Raw genomic sequence first — 17,977 nt, forward strand, 5'->3', positions numbered from 1 at the left:
TGACCTGCGGGTGATCACCCGGGAGCCGGGCGAGCCCTCCGAGGTGCGCTACACCATCCGGTGGGACGGCGAAACCCCGCACCCGGAACTGAAACCTTAAGATCAAACCGACCGGAACGCTCCCTTTCGGGGGCTGTTCCTCGTAGATCAGCAAGCAGGCCTTTGAAGCTTTTTATTTTGGAGGTGACGACCACGCGGAAGCTCAAAAAGTACACGCCCACGCCGTTCATGGCCAAGGATTCGGTGTACGACAAGGCCGCCGCGGACTACGCCGTCGCCTTCATCCAGGCGCTGCGCCACACCAAGGGCTCCTGGGCGGGCAAGCCCTTTGAGCTCATCGACTGGCAGGAGCGGATCATCCGCGATCTGTTCGGGGTCTTGAAGCCCAACGGCTACCGGCAGTTCAACACCGCGTATGTGGAGATCCCCAAGAAGATGGGCAAGAGCGAGCTCGCCGCGGCGGTGGCGCTGTTTCTCACCTGCGCGGATCACGAGGAACGGGCAGAGGTGTACGGCTGCGCCGCCGACCGTCAGCAGGCGTCCATCGTGTTCGAGGTTGCTGCGGACATGGTGCGCATGTGCCCGGCGCTGTCCAAGCGTGTGAAACTGCTCGCCTCCACCAAGCGGCTCATCTACCTGCCCACCAACAGTTTCTACCAGGTGCTCTCCGCCGAGGCCTACTCCAAGCATGGCTTCAATATCCACGGCGTGGTGTTTGATGAGCTGCATACCCAGCCCAACCGGAAGCTCTTCGATGTTATGACCAAGGGGTCCGGCGACGCGCGGATGCAGCCGCTGTACTTCCTCATCACCACGGCAGGCACGGACACCCAGTCCATCTGCTACGAAACCCACCAGAAGGCGCTGGATATCCTGGAAGGCCACAAGCACGACCCCACCTTCTATCCGGTCATCTACGGCGCGGCCGAGGAAGACGACTGGACCGACCCCAAGGTGTGGAAGAAGGCAAACCCGTCCCTCGGGATTACGGTGGGCCTCGACAAGGTGAAGGCCGCGTGTGAGAGCGCCAAGCAGAACCCCGCCGAGGAGAACAGCTTCCGGCAGCTGCGGCTCAACCAATGGGTGAAGCAGTCTGTGCGCTGGATGCCCATGATGAAGTGGGACGCCTGCGCGTTCCCGGTGGACGCAAAGCGACTGGAAGGGCGAACGTGCTACGGCGGGCTGGATTTGTCCTCGACCACCGACATCACCGCGTTCGTGCTGGTGTTCTCGCCGGACAGCGAGGACGATAAATACGAGATTCTGCCGTACTTCTGGATCCCGGAGGATAACATTGACCTGCGGGTGCGAAGGGATCATGTGAACTACGACCTGTGGGAGAAACAGGGGCATCTCATGACTACCGAGGGCAACGTGGTGCACTACGGCTTTATCGAGCGGTTCATCGACGAGCTGGGCACCAAGTACAACATCCGGGAGATTGCCTTCGACCGCTGGGGCGCGGTGCAGATGACGCAGAACCTGGAGGGGCTGGGCTTCACGGTGGTGCCCTTCGGCCAGGGGTTCAGGGATATGTCCCCGCCGACGAAGGAACTCATGAAACTGACGCTGGAAGGCCGGATTGCCCACGGCGGGCACCCGGTGCTGCGCTGGATGATGGACAACATCTTTATCCGCACCGACCCGGCGGGGAACATCAAGCCGGACAAGGAGAAGAGCACCGAGAAGATCGACGGCGCGGTGGCAACCATCATGGCGCTGGACCGGGCGCTTCGGCACGGCGGGGAGCCGGGCGGGAGCGTTTATGATACGCGAGGGTTACTTCAGATTTGATTGCAGATTCTCCATGTATATGTTATACTTATCATAATGAGAACAGCGAATTTATGGCAATGATTATCTGAAGATGCGTTATCAAATTTCTCAAAAGCATTGGAGCGTCGGTATGGATTTGAAAGACTTTTACTTCAAAAATATACAAGAGGATGAATATCATCATCGTTTTTATGCTTCAATTGAAAACGTCAATAAAGTATACAATGTGTTTAGTGGATATAAGGACGTTGAGGACTATGAATTTGAGGTGTATGATGCGGAGGAAGCGATAACGAAATTTCGGGAATTGTGCCAGCCAGAGTTAAGCTCTTTTAGCAAAGATAATAAATGTTGGTTTTATCTTGTGTCGTACTATTTGTATAAAATAGGATATGAGATAAAAGAATTTCCAAGATTGTTGGCAAGACCGCCCATTGATCCTATTGATTTTACTTATGGAGAAATCAGAAACAGGATTATTGCGCAAGGAGACGATGATAACGGAACTGTTCGATATGCTGTTAGAAGAAATTTTGTTGCAAGTTTAACCTTTGAACAAAGATCGTGCCATATTGGTATAGATGATTCAATTAACGGAAAATTTATAGAGATATCAAATCGTCAAGCATCTTTCAGTAATATGCCTACGGATGAAAAGCTCGCGGAGATAGCAAATTTAATAGAAAATTTGTTGAAGAAAAATGGGAAGTTTCTTACGCTTGATTATTCTGAAATTTGTTTTGACTACATATCTAACGATATAGTGACAAGCTATAGAAAGAAGATGCATTGTTTTAGACATGCTACTGAGGATGCCATAGTAGAAAGGAGTATCTATTCGGAAGAACAAAAAAACTTTTTTGTTGATTATGGACTGACTATTGTTAAAGTGATATATGCTTTGTTAAAATAGAAATCTGAGCAGACTCGTTGTGCGAGATAAACGTATTTCAATTTATCTTGCAAAGAGCAACCGATCGGCTGCTCTTTTTTCATGCCTGAGTGGAGGTGGCCAATTGAAAAATCCCTTGACAGGCCTGTTCCGGGCGCGGGACAAGCCCGGGCGGCGCGCGGCCCGCAACAGCTTAAGCGGCAGTTCCTACGCCTTCTTTTTCGGCGGCACCACTTCCGGCAAGGCGGTCAACGAAAGAAGTGCCATGCAGATGACCGCGGTGTACGCGTGTGTAAGAATCCTGGCGGAAGCCATCGCGTCGCTGCCGCTGCACGTGTACCGGTACAACGACACGGGTGACCCGAGCCGGGCCGGCAGCAAAGAGAAGGCGGTTCTGCACCCGCTATACCTATTACTCCATGACGAGCCCAACCCGGAAATGTCGTCCTTCTCCTTCCGGGAGACGCTCATGACCCACCTTTTATTGTGGGGCAACGCCTACGCCCAGGTGATCCGAAACGGCCGGGGCGAGGTGCTGGCGCTCTACCCCCTCATGCCGGACCGCATGACCGTGGACCGGGATGTCGCCGGGCGCATCTACTACGAGTACACACGCTCCGATGCGGACGCGCACACCTTCGGCGGTAAGAGCACCGTACTCCTGCACCCGCCGGACATCCTGCACATTCCGGGCTTGGGATTTGACGGGTTGGTCGGATACTCGCCCATCGCCATGGCCAAGAACGCCATCGGCATGGGCCTTGCCTGCGACGAGTACGGCGCGTCCTTCTACCAGAACGGCGCGCAGCCGGGCGGTGTTCTGGAGCACCCGGGCGTCGTGAAGGACCCCAAGCGCGTGCGCGACAGCTGGAACGCCATCTACCAGGGCAGCGGAAACGCCCACCGGGTCGCAGTTTTAGAGGAGGGGATGTCCTACAAACCCATCTCGGTATCCCCGGAGGAGGCGCAGTTTCTGGAAACGCGCAAGTTCCAGATCGACGAGATCGCGCGCATTTTCCGGGTGCCGCCCCACATGGTCGGCGATTTGGAAAAGTCCTCATTCAGCAACATCGAGCAGCAATCCCTGGAATTCGTCAAATACACCCTCTCGCCGTGGATCGCGCGGTGGGAGCAGGCCATGCAGCGGGCGCTCTTTTCGCCGGACGAAAAGAAGCGCTTTTTTGTGCGGTTCAACGTGGAGGGACTGCTCCGGGGCGACTACACCAGCCGGATGACCGGCTACTCCATCGCGCGGCAGAACGGCTGGATGAGCGCCAACGACATAAGGGAACTGGAGAACCTGGACCGCATCCCCGCGGAGGAGGGCGGGGATCTGTACCTCGTGAACGGAAACATGATCCGGCTGGACGGCATCCGCTCCGCGCCGGCCGGGCAGGAAACGGAGGAGGGCTTGTGAAGAAATTCTGGAACTGGATCAAAAATGAGGAGGACGCGCGCACGCTGTACCTGGAGGGCGTGATCGCGGAGGAGAGCTGGCTGGACGACGACATCACCCCGGCCGCGTTCAAGGCGGAGCTCACGGCGGGCACCGGGCCGGTGACCATTTGGCTGAACAGCCCGGGCGGCGACGTGTTCGCCGCGGCGCGGATCTACAACCTGCTCATGGACTATCCGGGGGACGTGACGGTCAAGATCGACGGCATCGCCGCCAGCGCCGCGTCGGTGATTGCCATGGCGGGCACGAAGGTGCTCATCTCTCCCGTGGGGATGATCATGGTCCATAACCCGATGACGCTGGCCATTGGGGACAGCGCGGAGATGGAGAAGGCCATCGCGATGCTTTCAGAAGTCAAAGAGAGCATCTTGAACGCCTATGAGATCAAGACCGGGCTTTCCCGGGCGAAGCTCTCCCACCTTATGGACGGGGAGACCTGGATCAACGCCCGAAAGGCTGTGGATCTGGGCTTCGCGGACGGCATCCTGTTCGAACGGCAAGAGGAAAACATCGAAGAAGGGCACACGCTGGTTGAAGATGGCTACGCCTTCTCCCGCCGCGCGGTGACCAACTGCCTGCTCACCAAGCTCCGGATGAGAAACCCCAAACCCACACAACCCGGCATCCGAGCGTCAGACCTCGAAAAGAGGCTGGCGCTTTTAAAATGATTGGAGGACATCCCATGGATCAGATTCTTTCCCTGCGCGAGAAGCGCGCCAAGGCCTGGGACGCGGCGAAAGCCTTCCTGGACGCCAAGCGAGGTTCAGACGGGCTCATCTCCGCCGAGGACGCCGCCACCTACGACCGGATGGAAGCTGAGGTGGTCAACCTCGGCAAGGAGATCGAACGGCTGGAGCGCCAGGCTTCCATCGACCGGGAACTGAGCGCGCCCGCTTCCGCGCCCATCACCGGCAAGCCCGGTTCGAGTGCTTCCGAAAAGACCGGCCGCGCCACCGACGAGTACGCCCGCGCCTTCTGGAAATCCATGCGCCAGAAGGGCGTGAACTTCGACGTCCAGAACGCGCTGCAGGTGGGCACGGACACTGAGGGCGGCTACCTCGTCCCGGATGAGTTCGAGCGCACGCTCGTGGACGCGCTGCAGGAGCAGAACATCTTCCGCCAGCTGGCGCACGTGATCACCACCAGCACCGGCGACCGCAAGATTCCCGTGGTCGCGACCCACGGCTCCGCGGCCTGGATTGACGAGGAGGGCGCGTACGTGGAGAGCGACGACACCTTCGGCCAGGTGTCCATCGGCGCGTACAAGCTGGGCACCATGATCCGCGTGTCGGAGGAACTGCTGAACGACTCCGTGTTCGATCTGCCTTCCTACATCGCCACCGAGTTCGCCCGCAGGATCGGCTCCGCGGAAGAGGAAGCCTTCTTCACCGGGAACGGCACCGGGCGGCCGACTGGCCTTCTCAATGCCACCGGCGGCGCGCAGGTGGGCGTCACGGCGGCAAGCGCCACCGCGGTCACGCTGGACGAGATCATGGATCTGTTCTACGCGCTCCGCTCCCCGTACCGCAAGCGCGCGGTGTTCCTCACCAACGACGCGACGGTGAAGGCCCTGCGCAAGCTCAAGGACACCACCGGCCAGTACCTCTGGGCGCCATCGGTCACCGCCGGTACCCCGGACACCATCCTGAACCGCCCCATCTACACCTCGGCCTACATGCCCGTCATGGCGGCGGGCGCGAAGTCCGTAGTGTTTGGGGACTTCTCCTACTACTGGGTGGCGGACCGCACCACCCGCAGCTTCAAGCGCCTGAACGAGCTCTACGCCGCCACCGGGCAGGTGGGGTTTCTGGCCGCCGAGCGCGTGGACGGAAAGCTGGTGCTGGCCGAGGCCGTGCAGGTGCTCCAGCAGAAGAGCGCCTGATATGGTGACCCTGGACGAGCTGAAGGCGCATCTGCGCATTGAGACGGACGAGGAGGACGGCTACCTTCAGAGCCTGCTCAGGATGGCGGAAACCGCGGCGGCGGACTTCTGCGGCCAGCCGCTCTCCGAGGCTCCGGAGCCCGCGCGGCTGGCGGTGCTGCTGTTCGCGGGCTATCACTACACCCACCGGGAGAGCGACGACACCGCCGCCTACGCCGCCATGAAGGCAGCGTTCCAGGCGCTGCTCTGGCCGTACCGGAACCCGGAGGCGCTGTTTTAGGGAGGGAGTCAAATGGCCAATCCCGCCATCCTGCCCGCCGGGGAACTCCGGCACAGGATTGCCTTTTTGGGGCGCACGGTGACGGTGAAAAGCGGCGTGACGACCGAAACCTTTGGCGAACTGTTTCAGGCCTGGGCGAAGGTGGAGACGGTGAGCGCCCGGGAGTACTTCGCCGCCGCGGCGGACAACCGGGCGGACACCGTGCGCTTCACCATCCGCTACCGGACGGACGTGACCGCGGAGATGACGATCCGGTACGAAGGCAGAACCTACAACATCGAGAGCGTGACCGACCCGGGCGGCCGGCACGTGAAGCTGGAGATCGCCGCCCGGAGCGAGGTAGCGGAAGCATGAAAACCGTGCTTAGTCTGGACTCCTTCGGGGAGGTGGGCGCAAAGGCGAAGGCGCTGGGTGACGCGGCCAACGTGGCGGCGGCAAACGCGCTTCTCAAGGGCGCGCAGGCCATCGTGCCGGCCGCGCAGGCGAAGGCCCCGCGCAGCCTCGTCCACCGGACGGGCAGGAAGCGCTCGCCGCTGCACCTGGCGGACCGGATCGTTGCGGTCAAAATGGACGGAACCGGCGTGGCCGGCGTCACGGTGGACGGCGGGTCGAACGGCACGTCCTTCTATTGGAAGTACCTGGAGTACGGCACGGTGAAGCTCGCCGCGCGCCCCTTCTTCCGGCCGGCCGCGCTGGAGAAGGCGGACGAGGTCTCCAAAATCGTGCAGGAATCCCTCAAGGACGAACTCGGGCTGTGATGGATTTGAGGTGATCAGATGGATTGCTCTCAGCTTGTGGACGGGCTGCTTCAGAACGAAGCGCTCGTCTCTCTGTTTCCTACGGATACGACCGGGCACCCGGCCATCTACCAGATGCTCTCCCCGCAGGCGGAGCTGTTCCCCCGCGTCGCGGTCTTTGAAACCACGCGGGCGTACACCGCCTGGGCGGACGACGCGCCCATCCGGGAGCGCAGCGAGTACCGGCTCGACCTCTATGCCCGGGAGAACGTGCTCCGGGAAATGAGCGCCGCGCTCCATGCCACCCTGCGCGCGCTGGGCTTTCGCCGGCTTTCCCAGGTGCAGGACGATTACCTGCCGGACGAGGGGATCTACGTCAAGTCCGTCAGCTACGAATATTACGACGACATCATGGAGGAATGACGCATGCAGGCGATCGGCCTTCGGAACATCCACTACGCGCTGCTCACCGAGGATTCGGACAGCGCGCTCACTTACGGAACGCCTCAACCCCTGGCGGGGGCCATCAGCGCGACCATCAGCCCCACGTCCAACCAGGAAAACCTCTACGCCGACGATGGCGTATTCGACACCCAGACCGCGCTGGGGGACATCTCTCTGGAGATGGAGCTGGCGACGCTGCCGCTCAAGACCCAGGCGGTGCTTCTGGGGCACACCTACGCGTCCGGCGTCATGGTGCAGAAGGACACGGACGTGCCGCCGTATGTGGCCATTGGGTTCATGGCCCGCACCACCAAGGGGAACTACCGGTTCGCGTGGCTGCTCAAGGGCAAGTTCGCGCTCAAAGAGGATGACTACGCCACCATGGAGGACGCGCCCAAGTGGAACAATCCCAAGCTTTCGGGCACTTTTGTCAAGCGCGTCTACGACGGCGAGTGGCAGCGGGTGGCCGACAGCGGAGACGAGGACTTCACCGGCGCGGAAACCTGGTTTGACAAGGTGCCCGGCGACCAGACGGCGGCGTCACAATCCTGATGACGGAGGAAGCAATACATGGCACTTCGAGACATCCGCGAGATCGCGGTCCCCATCACGTTGGACAAGCCCCGGACGCTGCGGTTTGACCTGAACGCCTTCGCGGAACTGGAGGAGAAGTTCGGCTCCATGGACGCGGCGTTTAAGGCCATGAAAAAGGGCAGCCTCAAGGCGGCGCGGGCGCTTCTGTGGGCGGGACTTCTGTACGAGGACGAGACGCTCACCGAAAAGGGCGTGGGCGCCATGGTGGGCCTTCAAAACATCGGCGGGATCATGGAGACCATCGCCGACGCCATGAACCGGGCCATGCCGGACAGCGATCCGTCTGAGACATCGGAAAGCGGCAAGGAAAACCCTACTTAGACGCGCTGTGGGAATCGTTCCAGCCCGCGTCGGGCGGCGAGAGATCCGGCATCGACTGGGTGGGGCTCTACTACATCGGCACGGTGGTGCTGGGCATGACCCGGGAGGAGTTCTGGCACACCACGCTCCGGAAGCTCAGCGCGCTGTACGCGCATCACGTGCGGCTGCGCGCGCCCCGGCGAGGACGGCGTTCCCGCGCGCAGACGCCCTTTGACGATCTGATTTAAGGGGAGGTGGCGGAGCATGGCGGTCAAGGACATCGGGGACCTGATTGTCAAGCTGTCGCTGGACAGCGCGCAGTTCGAGTCCGGCATGGAAAAGCTCGAGAAGCAGATGACGAAGCTTCAATCCCAGTACCGAAGCTCCGCCACCGGCGTCACGGACTTTGACAAGGTGGTCACCAAGCTCGAGGGCAGCGCGAAGACCCTCACCGACAAGCTCGCCGCCCAGCGGGAGAAAGTTTCCGAGCTCGAGGCCGCGTACCAGAAATCCGTCGAAACCAAGGGCGCGGACGCCGAGGAGACTCAGAAGCTCAAGGACAAGCTGGAGACCGCGCGGGCGGAGCTTACCAACACCGAAACGGCGCTCAAAAACGTCAATGAGCAGATCGCGACCAACCAGAACGGCTGGTACCAGCTCTCCGTCAACCTGGAGGGTGTGGGCGAACGGCTGGAGAAGGTCGGCGAAAAGATCTCGGACGTGGGCGAAGGCTTTTCCAAGAATATCACCGCGCCCATCGCGGCGGTGGGCACCGCGGCTGTGGCGTCGTTCTATGACCTGGATGAGGGACTCGACACCATCGCCAAGAAGACCGGCGCCACCGGGGACGCGCTCTCCGGCATGGAGGACGTGGCGGTCGATCTCTTCACCAACATGGCCGTCACCATGGACGACGCGGGAACCACCGTCGGGGAGGTCAACACCCGCTTCGGCGCCACGGGCGACGAACTCAAGAGCCTGTCGGCGCTGTTTTTGCGCTTCGCCGCCATCAACGACACCGACGTCAACGACGCGGTGGATTCCACGTCGCGCCTGCTCGCCCAGTTCGGGCTGGACGCGTCCGACGCGGCGGACTTTCTGGGCATGCTCTCCGCCAAGGGACAGGAGACAGGCCTTTCCATGGACGACCTCATGTCCACGCTGGAGGAGAACAGCGCGACGCTCAAGGAACTGGGTCTGAACGCGGAAGAGTCCATTAACCTCATCGGCCAGATGGAACTCGCGGGCGTGGATACCGGCACAGCCATGGCGGGCCTCAAGAAGGCGGTCACCAACCTCACCGACAGCGGCATGCCGCTGGAAGACGCGCTGAACAGCGTCATCTCGAGCATCCAAAACACGTCCACCGAGACGGAAGCGCTCGCCATCGCCCAGGAGGTATTCGGCACAAAAGGCGCGGCGGAGATGACCACCGCCATTCGGGAGGGCCGCTTCTCGGTGGACGATCTCGCGGACTCCATGGAGAATTACGGGGACGTGGTGGCGACCACCTACGACACCATTCTGGATTCCTCGGACGACGCCACGGTCGCGATGAACAAGATCAAGAACGCCGGGCGCGTGCTGGGCGAGAAGATCCTGGATACCCTGGTCCCGGTGCTGGAGACTGTCGCGGACAAGATCGAGGCGGTGGGCAATTGGTTTTCTTCTCTCAGCCCCAAGATGCAGGAGACCGTCGTCAAGATCGCGGCGATCGTCGCGGCCATCGGCCCGGTGCTCATCGTGGTCGGGAAAGTCGTGACCACCGTCGGCAAGGTGACCAAGGCGCTCTCGCCGGTGGCAAAGCTCATCAGCGGCGTGGGCGGGTCAACGAAGGTGCTCGGAACGGTCCTCGGCGCGCTGACCAGCCCCATTGGGCTCGTAATCGCAGCTGTCGCGGCGTTGGCGGCCGGATTCGTCATCCTCTACAACAAGAACGAGGATTTTCGGAACAAGGTCAACGAAATCTGGGCGTCCATCGTCGAGGCCCTCGAGCCGGTGAAGGAGATGTTCCTTGCCACGTTCGAGAACATCAAGGCGGCCATGGAGCCGGTGAAAGAAGCGCTGACCAGCCTCTGGAATACGGTGGTCGAGGTGTTCCAGAACATCTGGACCATCATCGAACCGGTGGTGACGGCCATTGGGGTGCTCATCGGCGCGGTGATTGCCAACGCCATCGCCGTCGGGAACGGGCTGCTGAACGCCCTCGGGCCGTTCGTTGAGGCGATTGTCTTGGCGGTCAACGTGGTGATGAACATCGTCGGCGCGATTATTTCCCTGCTCACCGGGGATTTCGACGGCGCGCTTACACATCTGAAGGCGGCGCTCACGTCCGTGGGCGAATTCTGGCAAAACATCTGGGAGGCGATCCAGGCGTTCTTCGCCGGCACGTGGGAAGCAATCCGGACCATTGCGGAATCCTTCGGCGTCGACATCGCGGGCAGGATTGCCGCCATCTGGAATGGGGTCAAGGACTTCTTCTCCGGGCTGTGGGATTCCATCTCCGCCACCGCGTCCACCGCTTGGACGGCCTTCTCGGACACCGTGAGCGGAATCTGGACGGCGATCAGCGGCGCGGCGACCACCGCCTGGAACACCATCGCAGATTTCCTCTCCGGGCTGTGGACGACGATAACCACCGCGGCGGGCGAAGGCTGGGCGCTGTTTTCCGACGCCGTGACGGGCGTGTGGACGGCGATCAGCGATACAGCGACCGCAACATGGAATGCTGTCGCAGACTTTTTCTCTGGGCTGTGGGATTCCATTTCGACAACCGCTTCCACGACATGGACGGCCTTCTCCGACACCGTGACCGGTATCTGGTCGGGCATCCACACTGCCGCCAGCGCCACCTGGAATGCCATCACCACGACCATCTCGGACGCGGTGGATTCCGCGAAGGCGTGGGCCGAGGACCAGTGGGACAAGGCCGAGACCGCGCTTTCGGATACCTGGGACGCCATCTCCTCCACCGCGTCCGACGTGTGGAATGACATCACCGCGGCGATCCGCACGGCAGTCGATACCGTCAAGACCGCGGTGGAGAGCAAGTGGACCGCCGTCAAGACGGCGCTATCGGACACCTGGGACGGAATCCAGACCGCCGCCTCCGACAAGTGGGACGCCATCACCTCGGCGATCACCGGCACCGTAGAGTCCGCGAAAACAACCATCTCGGAGAAGTGGACCGCCATTTCCACGGGCGCCAAGGACATCTGGGACACACTCAAGACCGACGCGGGCACGGCGTGGCTGGGAATCACGAACGCCGTCAAGGCCGCGGTTTCCCTGGGCAAAACCGGCATCACCGATGCCTGGGAGACGGTGAAAACCAGTGTGCAGGACGTGTGGGACAAGGTGGTGGACGTCATCAAGTCGCCCATCACCACGGCCTACAACTGGGTCGTGGACAAGGTTTCGGACTTCAAGGGCCTGTTCGACTTCGAGTGGAAGCTCCCCAGTTTCGATCTCCCGGAGATCAAGGTCACCTGGAAGGACATCGGCTGGGGCGTCTCCATCCCGAAACTCTCCGTCGTGTGGAACGCGCTGGGCGGCATTTTCGACGAGCCAACCATCTTCGGCACGCGCGCGGGGCTCCAGGGCGTGGGCGAAGCGGGACCCGAGGCGATCCTTCCCCTCGACACCCTCTGGGCGGAAATGTCCGACCGGCTGAAGGCCGGCATGCGAGAGATCCTGACCGAGTCCCAGGCCGAACGCGAGCAGCAGGCGGCGCAGATCATGAGTGCGTTTGTGTCTGCGCTCAAGGCCGCGGGCGGAAGTCAGCAGAGCGGGGTTTCTGTTACCCAGAACATCTACGCAGAGGAAACCTCCTACGTCGGCCAGCAGCGGGAGGCCGCCAGACAGTTCAAACAGATCGCGAGGGCGCTCACCTGACGGTTGACGAAATAGGCATATCGGGATATAATATGACTATGACGTCGGGAGGTGATCGCATGGAACGGATACGGCCGTCGGCTGATCTGCGCAACCACTACGCGGAGATCTCCAGGCTCTGCCGGGAAAGCCGGCAGCCTGTGTACATTACGGTAAACGGGCACGGGGACACGGTGCTCATAGGCCTTGCGGAATATGAGCAGATGCGCGCCGAACTGGAGCTTCTGCGCACACTGGCGGACGCGGAGGAAGACGTGCGGGCCAACCGCGTCGCGCCCGTGGAAGATACGTTCCGCGAGCTTCGCGCGGCACTGCGGGGGAATCCGGACGGATGAAGTACGAGATTTACCGGACCGACAAGGCCAACGACCAGCTTCACGCCATCATCCAATACATCGCGGCGGACTCGGGCAGCGCTGAGGTTGCGCTCCGGTATCTCGAGAAGTTGGAGAAGGCGATCCGCAGCCTGGAGACATCCCCGCATATGGGCGGGATTCCCCGATATGCCATTCTTAAGCGGCAGGGTTACCGCGTGCTGATCGTGGAAAGGAACCTGATCTTCTACAAGGTGGACGACGAGGCGAGGCGGGTCGTCCTTTACGCGGTGGTGGACGCGCGGCAGGAGTACGTGAACCTGATTTAGCGGCATTGCGCAGGCGCTCTTCCCAAGAGGAGGGGCGCCTTTTGTTTGCCCATTTTTGCGGGAAGGGGGGCGCACAGAATGAACGGAGGGAAGATCGAAATTCTGACCTACGAAAACGAAAACGGCGAATCGCTGGTGTTCTTCCACGCGGCGGCGTTCTGCCCACAGGAAGTCACGGGGCTCACCGACGTGCGCTCCACGATCTACTCCATCCACTCCATGGGCCAGGACGGCGACACCTATGTGGCCAGCCGGATCGAGAGCCGGGAGATCGACATCTCCGGCGCCATCCGGGAACGCGATCCCGAAAAGGCACGGGAATATCGGCGCAAGCTCGCCCGGGTGCTCAATCCAAAGCTCAAAGGCGTCCTTTCCTATCAATATGGGTCCTTTTCAAGGATCATCGGCTGCTACGCGTCCAGTTCCCCCGTGGTGACCAAAAAGCCGCAGGAGATTTACCCCAAGTTCGCAGTGACGCTCTCGTGTCTGGACCCCTTCTGGCGGGAGGCGTCCGAGCGGCGCACGGATGTGGCCGCGTGGGTGGGCGGGCTGGAATTCCCGGTGGCCCTCGCCGCGACGGGTACGATGATCGGATACCGCCAGCGGAGCGTCATCGTCAATGTTTTAAACGACGGCGATGTGGAGAGCGGCATTCGCGCGGAGATCACCGCCGTCAGCACGGTCGTCAATCCCAAGATCCTGAACGTCACCACAGGCGAGTTCCTCCGGTTCCAGCTGACGCTATCCGCTGAAGATACCCTCACCGTCTCCACGGGCTACGGCGGGAAGGCAGCGACATACACCCACGAAGGCACAACGGAGGACGCGCTCAAGTACCTGGACATCGACAGCACATTCCTGACGCTGGATCCGGGGGACAATCTCATCAAGTACGAGGCGGACGAAGGCGTGGACAATCTGCAGGTCGTGGTTTACCACAGCAACCGGTATCTGGGGGTGTAGGGTTGGAACTGTATATTTACGACACGTCCATGACGCTTCTGGGGATTCTGGAGGAGATCACTTCCCTCGTCTGGACGCGGCGGTACTGGGCGTGCGGGGAGTTTTCCTTGCTCGTACCCATGACGGAGAAGCACGCGAATCTTCTCAAGCTCGGGCGGATCCTCGTCCGCCGGGACGCCGACGAGGCCGGTCAGATCCTCTACCGGCACATCGATAAGGACGCGGACGGGCTGGAGAGCGTCGAGGTGCAGGGCAAGTTCCTGACCCACTGGATCGGGAACCGGCTCATCATTCCCATCCTCTCCGCGGAGATGGGCACGCACGAACTGCTCGCCAAGATTGTGAACGACAATCTCGTCAGCCCAACGGACACAAGAAGGGCGGTCCCGAATCTCGTGATCGGCGACCTCTCCGGCGTGACCACGGACACCTACGCCTACACCTCGGAGGAATTCGCCAACGCGCTGGACGTGTGCACCGCCCGGGCGCAGCTGGCGAAGATCGGGTTCAAGATCACGACCGACCCCAAAACCAGGCTCCACACATTCACCGTATACAAAGGTCTGGATCGGACATCAAGCCAGACAGAGAACGCCCTGTGCGTGTTCTCCCCGGACTTTGACAACATCCTGGAACAGGAGTTTTCCGAAAGCGCGGAAAACGTCGCCACCGCGGTGTATCTGCAGAGCAGCGCCACCATCAGCACCGGCGCGCGGGAGTCCGTGGAGGTTTCGGACGATACAAAGACTGGGCTTGACCGGATCGAGTATTTCTATGAAGCGTCGGATGTCTCCGATGATGGCGGCGACGAAACCGTCGATTACGCGGCTCTCCTGCGGGCGCAGGGCGCGTCCGTCCTGGCGGACAAGACAGAAAGTATCTCTTTCTCTAGCAAGATCAACACGGCGGCGAACCTCGCGTACAAAGAGGATTTCGACGTGGGCGACCGCGTCACCTGCCTGAACCGAAGATGGGGCGTCACCATCGACGCGCGGATTACGGAGATCGAGGAGGCCTACGAGAGCGGCAAGACCGAGATCACCGCAACGTTCGGTTCCTCGCTCCCCACCCTGAACGACAAACTCAAATGGAGGTAAGTATGGCGGAGGCTTCCCGATTTTTCAACGCGGTGGACGGCGACCGTGTGTATTCCGCCGCCGACTGGGCGGAGTACTTCGCGTCCTTCATCGGAAACGGCGTGTTTGGTTCCCCGAGCACCAACCTGCAAGTCTCTCCCGGCGACGGCATGAACGTGTCCGTGGCGGCGGGGCTCGCCTGGATCAACGGCTACTTCTACACGAACGACGCGGCGCTCACGCTGCCTCTCTCCACGGCGGATGGGACGCTCCCGCGGATTGACCGGGTGGTGATTCGGTGGAGTCTCGCCAATCGCGCGATCTGGGCGGCGGTGAAAACCGGCACCGCGGCGTCCTCGCCCGTTGCTCCCGCACTTCAGCGGGATACGAGCGTGTACGAGCTGGGCATCGCGGATGTGTACGTGGCCGCTGGCGCGACCTCCGTCTCTTCCGCCAACATCACCGACCGCAGAAGCGACAGTTCCCTGTGCGGCACGGTGTCCAGCATTGTGTCGGAGGCGCACACCCACGATCTGGCGGGAAGTTCTCTCACCGGCACGCTCCCCGTTTCCAAAGGCGGCACCGGCGGTGCGGACGCGGCGGCGGCGCGAACCAATCTCGGCATCACGCCCGCCAACATCGGTGCGTCCGGGACGGATCACACCCACGGGTTAGCGGCGGGTTCGCTCACCGGGACGCTGCCGGTATCCAAGGGCGGCACCGGCGCTACGGACGCGAGCGCCGCCCGCACCAATCTGGGCGTGACCCTTTCCAATCTCGGCGCGGCGGCTTCGGATCACTCCCACGCGCTGACGGACGCGGCGGTTACCGGGATCCTGCCCATCGCCAAAGGCGGCACGGGCCAGACCACCGTGGCCGCCGCGCGGGACGCGCTGGGCCTGGGCAATACCACCGGAGCCGTGCCCATTTCAAGCGGCGGCACCGGCGCGACGAGTGCGTCCGCCGCGCTGACGGCGTTGGGCGCGGCCGCGTCGGGGCACGCCCACGCGCTGACGGATGCGGCCATTACCGGTACGCTCCCCATCTCCAAGGGCGGCACGGGCCAGGCCTCCGCCGCCGCGGCCCGGAACGCGCTAGGCCTTGGGAACACCACCGATGCGCTACCCGTGGCAAACGGCGGCACCGGCGCGACCACCGTCGCCGCGGCCCGGAATGCGCTGGGGCTTGGCAATACCTCCGGCGCGCTGCCCATTGCCAACGGCGGCACCGGGCAAACGAGCGCCGCGGCGGCAAGAAACGCGTTGGGCCTTGGCAACACCACCGGCGCGCTGCCTGTGGCCAACGGGGGAACCGGCGCGGCTTCCGCCGCGGACGCCGTGGCGAATCTCGGCTACGCCGCGAACCTCGTGATCTATTCCTCCACCGAGCCCACCGTCGTGAACGGCAAACTCTGGCTCAAGCCCATCTCGTGACGGAGGTGGATGTATGGCGACGGCGACATATTCGGCCACCCTGTTCTCCCGGAAATACAACGCTTCCGGCAACTACCTAAGCGACCGCGCCGGCCAGGGCGCGTACGCTTCCACCGGCAACCTGGTGGGCATCTGCAACTTCAAGACCCTCGACATGACAAACAAGGTGATCACCGGCATCACCTTCATCACCACCTGTATCTCCGAGGCCGGCGCGGGCAACTGGGCCACCAAGACGCTGAAGTTCCGGGAATCCACTGTGGCAAACCCCACCACCGGCACGGGCGGCACGGGATCCTCTTTTGTGGGCGGGACGCTCGGCAATCTCTCCGGCACCAACTTCTACAGTGCCAGCAACATCTCCCGCCCGGTGGACGCGGCCTCCACGCTGTTTGCGCGGCTGAAGGCGTACCTCGAGGGCGGCGGGCACACGCTGGTGCTCTACGCCGGGGACAGCACGCCGTCCAGCGGCTATTCGGACAACTACCTGTACCTGGACGCGCTGAAGATCGTGGTGACTTACGAGGAGGGGCTGGTCTATTACGCCACGGACGGCGCGTTCCAGAAGTGCCAGATCTACTGGGCGTCAAACGGCGTGTGGGTACAGTGCGTCCCGTATTACGGCGCGGACGGGACATGGCATCAATGCGGCGGATAAAGGAGCGTGAGAAACCATGAGCGAACCTCTTGAGAAGGAAGTCCAGCTCCACGAGCGAAACGCCCAGGGGCAGGACGTCCTCATCTACCCGCTCCCGCCCGGCGGGTACCCGCTGGCCGTTTCCAAGGGCGGAACAGGAGCGGACTCCGCCGCGGAGGCGTGCGAAAGCCTCGGCGCGGTCAAAAAGTCCGGCGACACCATGACGGGAAACCTGTCCATTACCGGCTATCTGTACCCGTCCGTGTACCTCATGCCCACCTACAACGGCGTCGCCTGCCGGGGCGTGATCGAGGGCAGCTACGTCGGCGCGGCGTCCTTCAGCGTGTTCGAGGACGCCAGCGGTTCGAACCGCAGGATGATCGAGGTGCGTTCCGCGTCGTACGCGCCCAGCATGGACAACGCGGCGCTTTTGCGCACGGCAGTGAACGGAACCTACTACGCCCACCGCATCTTCCATACCGGCATGGAAACGCCCGTTCCCGTCGGAAACGGCGGAACCGGAGCGTCCGACGCGGCGGGTGCCCGGGGCAATCTTGGCATCACGCCCGGGAACATCGGCGCGGCAGCGTCAAGCCATACCCACGCGCTGACGGGTTCGGACATCACAGGCACCTTGCCTGTGTCCAAAGGCGGCACCGGCGCTGCCGACGCGGCGACGGCCCGGACCAACCTGGGCGCCGCGGCGTCGGGTCACGCCCACGCGCTGACGGGCTCGGACATCACGGGCACGCTGCCCCTCTCCAAGGGCGGCACCGGGCAGACGAGCGCCGCGGCTGTACGCAACGCACTGGGGCTTGGCAACACCACCGGGGCGCTGCCCGTCGCCAACGGCGGCACCGGCGCGAGCTCCGCGAAGGCGGCGCTTCAGAACCTTGGCATCTTCTACGTCGACACGCTCCCCGCCGATGGGACGGACGGGCAGATTTGCCTGGTGCCGGTGGGCTGAATT

At 62.2% G+C, this 17,977-nt stretch carries 20 protein-coding genes; all 20 read left to right on the plus strand.

The genetic code is table 11. From position 1 onward, the window contains the following. The first annotated feature begins 228 nt into the window (after positions 1 to 228). The 20 genes from ACH6CV_RS14070 to ACH6CV_RS14165 all read left to right on the plus strand — a co-directional run bounded on the left by ACH6CV_RS14070 (position 229) and on the right by ACH6CV_RS14165 (position 17,974). Positions 229 to 1,794, plus strand: coding sequence for a terminase large subunit (locus ACH6CV_RS14070; protein ID WP_456358880.1), 1,566 nt, complete (start codon positions 229 to 231; stop codon positions 1,792 to 1,794). 112 nt (positions 1,795 to 1,906) lie between these two features. Beyond that, complete coding sequence (locus ACH6CV_RS14075; RefSeq protein ID WP_456358840.1) at positions 1,907 to 2,689, plus strand: hypothetical protein; 783 nt, start codon at positions 1,907 to 1,909, stop codon at positions 2,687 to 2,689. 103 nt (positions 2,690 to 2,792) lie between these two features. Then, entirely contained in the window at positions 2,793 to 4,085 is a 1,293-nt protein-coding gene (locus ACH6CV_RS14080; RefSeq protein ID WP_456358841.1) for a phage portal protein, read from the plus strand. Further along, on the plus strand, positions 4,082 to 4,792 hold the full coding sequence (locus ACH6CV_RS14085) for a head maturation protease, ClpP-related (RefSeq protein ID WP_456358842.1): 711 nt from the start codon (positions 4,082 to 4,084) through the stop codon (positions 4,790 to 4,792). Before ACH6CV_RS14080 ends, ACH6CV_RS14085 begins: the two co-directional genes overlap by 4 nt. A gap of 14 nt (positions 4,793 to 4,806) precedes the next feature. Further along, a complete protein-coding gene (locus ACH6CV_RS14090) occupies positions 4,807 to 6,006 on the plus strand; it encodes a phage major capsid protein (RefSeq protein WP_456358843.1) in 1,200 nt (399 codons plus the stop codon). Position 6,007: 1 nt separating this feature from the next. Next, positions 6,008 to 6,286 carry a head-tail connector protein gene (locus tag ACH6CV_RS14095; protein ID WP_456358844.1) on the plus strand — a complete coding sequence of 93 codons (279 nt, stop codon included), beginning with the start codon at positions 6,008 to 6,010 and terminating at the stop codon, positions 6,284 to 6,286. Between the two features lie 12 nt (positions 6,287 to 6,298). Further along, entirely contained in the window at positions 6,299 to 6,640 is a 342-nt protein-coding gene (locus ACH6CV_RS14100; RefSeq protein ID WP_456358845.1) for a phage head closure protein, read from the plus strand. After that, positions 6,637 to 7,044 carry an HK97-gp10 family putative phage morphogenesis protein gene (locus ACH6CV_RS14105; RefSeq protein WP_456358846.1) on the plus strand — a complete coding sequence of 136 codons (408 nt, stop codon included), beginning with the start codon at positions 6,637 to 6,639 and terminating at the stop codon, positions 7,042 to 7,044. The genes ACH6CV_RS14100 and ACH6CV_RS14105 overlap by 4 nt, the downstream gene beginning before the upstream one ends. A gap of 18 nt (positions 7,045 to 7,062) precedes the next feature. Further along, on the plus strand, positions 7,063 to 7,446 hold the full coding sequence (locus ACH6CV_RS14110) for a hypothetical protein (RefSeq protein WP_456358847.1): 384 nt from the start codon (positions 7,063 to 7,065) through the stop codon (positions 7,444 to 7,446). 3 nt (positions 7,447 to 7,449) lie between these two features. Beyond that, positions 7,450 to 8,019: a major tail protein gene (locus ACH6CV_RS14115; protein WP_456358848.1), complete on the plus strand. Its 570-nt coding sequence runs from the start codon at positions 7,450 to 7,452 to the stop codon at positions 8,017 to 8,019. Between the two features lie 18 nt (positions 8,020 to 8,037). Further along, positions 8,038 to 8,382 (plus strand): hypothetical protein, encoded by a 345-nt coding sequence (locus ACH6CV_RS14120; protein WP_456358849.1) that lies wholly within the window; start codon positions 8,038 to 8,040, stop codon positions 8,380 to 8,382. Positions 8,383 to 8,441: 59 nt separating this feature from the next. Continuing rightward, a complete protein-coding gene (locus ACH6CV_RS14125; RefSeq protein WP_456358850.1) occupies positions 8,442 to 8,609 on the plus strand; it encodes a hypothetical protein in 168 nt (55 codons plus the stop codon). 16 nt (positions 8,610 to 8,625) lie between these two features. Continuing rightward, a complete protein-coding gene (locus ACH6CV_RS14130; protein ID WP_456358851.1) occupies positions 8,626 to 12,255 on the plus strand; it encodes a phage tail tape measure protein in 3,630 nt (1,209 codons plus the stop codon). Between the two features lie 59 nt (positions 12,256 to 12,314). Further along, positions 12,315 to 12,590, plus strand: coding sequence for a type II toxin-antitoxin system Phd/YefM family antitoxin (locus ACH6CV_RS14135; RefSeq protein ID WP_456358852.1), 276 nt, complete (start codon positions 12,315 to 12,317; stop codon positions 12,588 to 12,590). Next, a complete protein-coding gene (locus ACH6CV_RS14140) occupies positions 12,587 to 12,898 on the plus strand; it encodes a type II toxin-antitoxin system RelE/ParE family toxin (RefSeq protein WP_456358853.1) in 312 nt (103 codons plus the stop codon). The genes ACH6CV_RS14135 and ACH6CV_RS14140 overlap by 4 nt, the downstream gene beginning before the upstream one ends. 78 nt (positions 12,899 to 12,976) lie before the next feature. Then, complete coding sequence (locus ACH6CV_RS14145; RefSeq protein ID WP_456358854.1) at positions 12,977 to 13,861, plus strand: phage tail family protein; 885 nt, start codon at positions 12,977 to 12,979, stop codon at positions 13,859 to 13,861. Positions 13,862 to 13,863: 2 nt separating this feature from the next. Continuing rightward, a complete protein-coding gene (locus tag ACH6CV_RS14150; RefSeq protein ID WP_456358855.1) occupies positions 13,864 to 14,958 on the plus strand; it encodes a siphovirus ReqiPepy6 Gp37-like family protein in 1,095 nt (364 codons plus the stop codon). Between the two features lie 2 nt (positions 14,959 to 14,960). Continuing rightward, entirely contained in the window at positions 14,961 to 16,370 is a 1,410-nt protein-coding gene (locus ACH6CV_RS14155) for a hypothetical protein (protein WP_456358856.1), read from the plus strand. Between the two features lie 13 nt (positions 16,371 to 16,383). Next, positions 16,384 to 17,028 (plus strand): hypothetical protein, encoded by a 645-nt coding sequence (locus ACH6CV_RS14160; RefSeq protein WP_456358857.1) that lies wholly within the window; start codon positions 16,384 to 16,386, stop codon positions 17,026 to 17,028. 16 nt (positions 17,029 to 17,044) lie between these two features. After that, positions 17,045 to 17,974, plus strand: coding sequence for a hypothetical protein (locus ACH6CV_RS14165; RefSeq protein ID WP_456358858.1), 930 nt, complete (start codon positions 17,045 to 17,047; stop codon positions 17,972 to 17,974). The last annotated feature ends 3 nt before the right edge of the window (positions 17,975 to 17,977 follow it).

This window comes from Anaerozeibacter quisquiliarum, from assembly GCF_051162045.1.
Lineage (GTDB): Bacteria > Bacillota > Clostridia > Christensenellales > Aristaeellaceae > Anaerozeibacter > Anaerozeibacter quisquiliarum.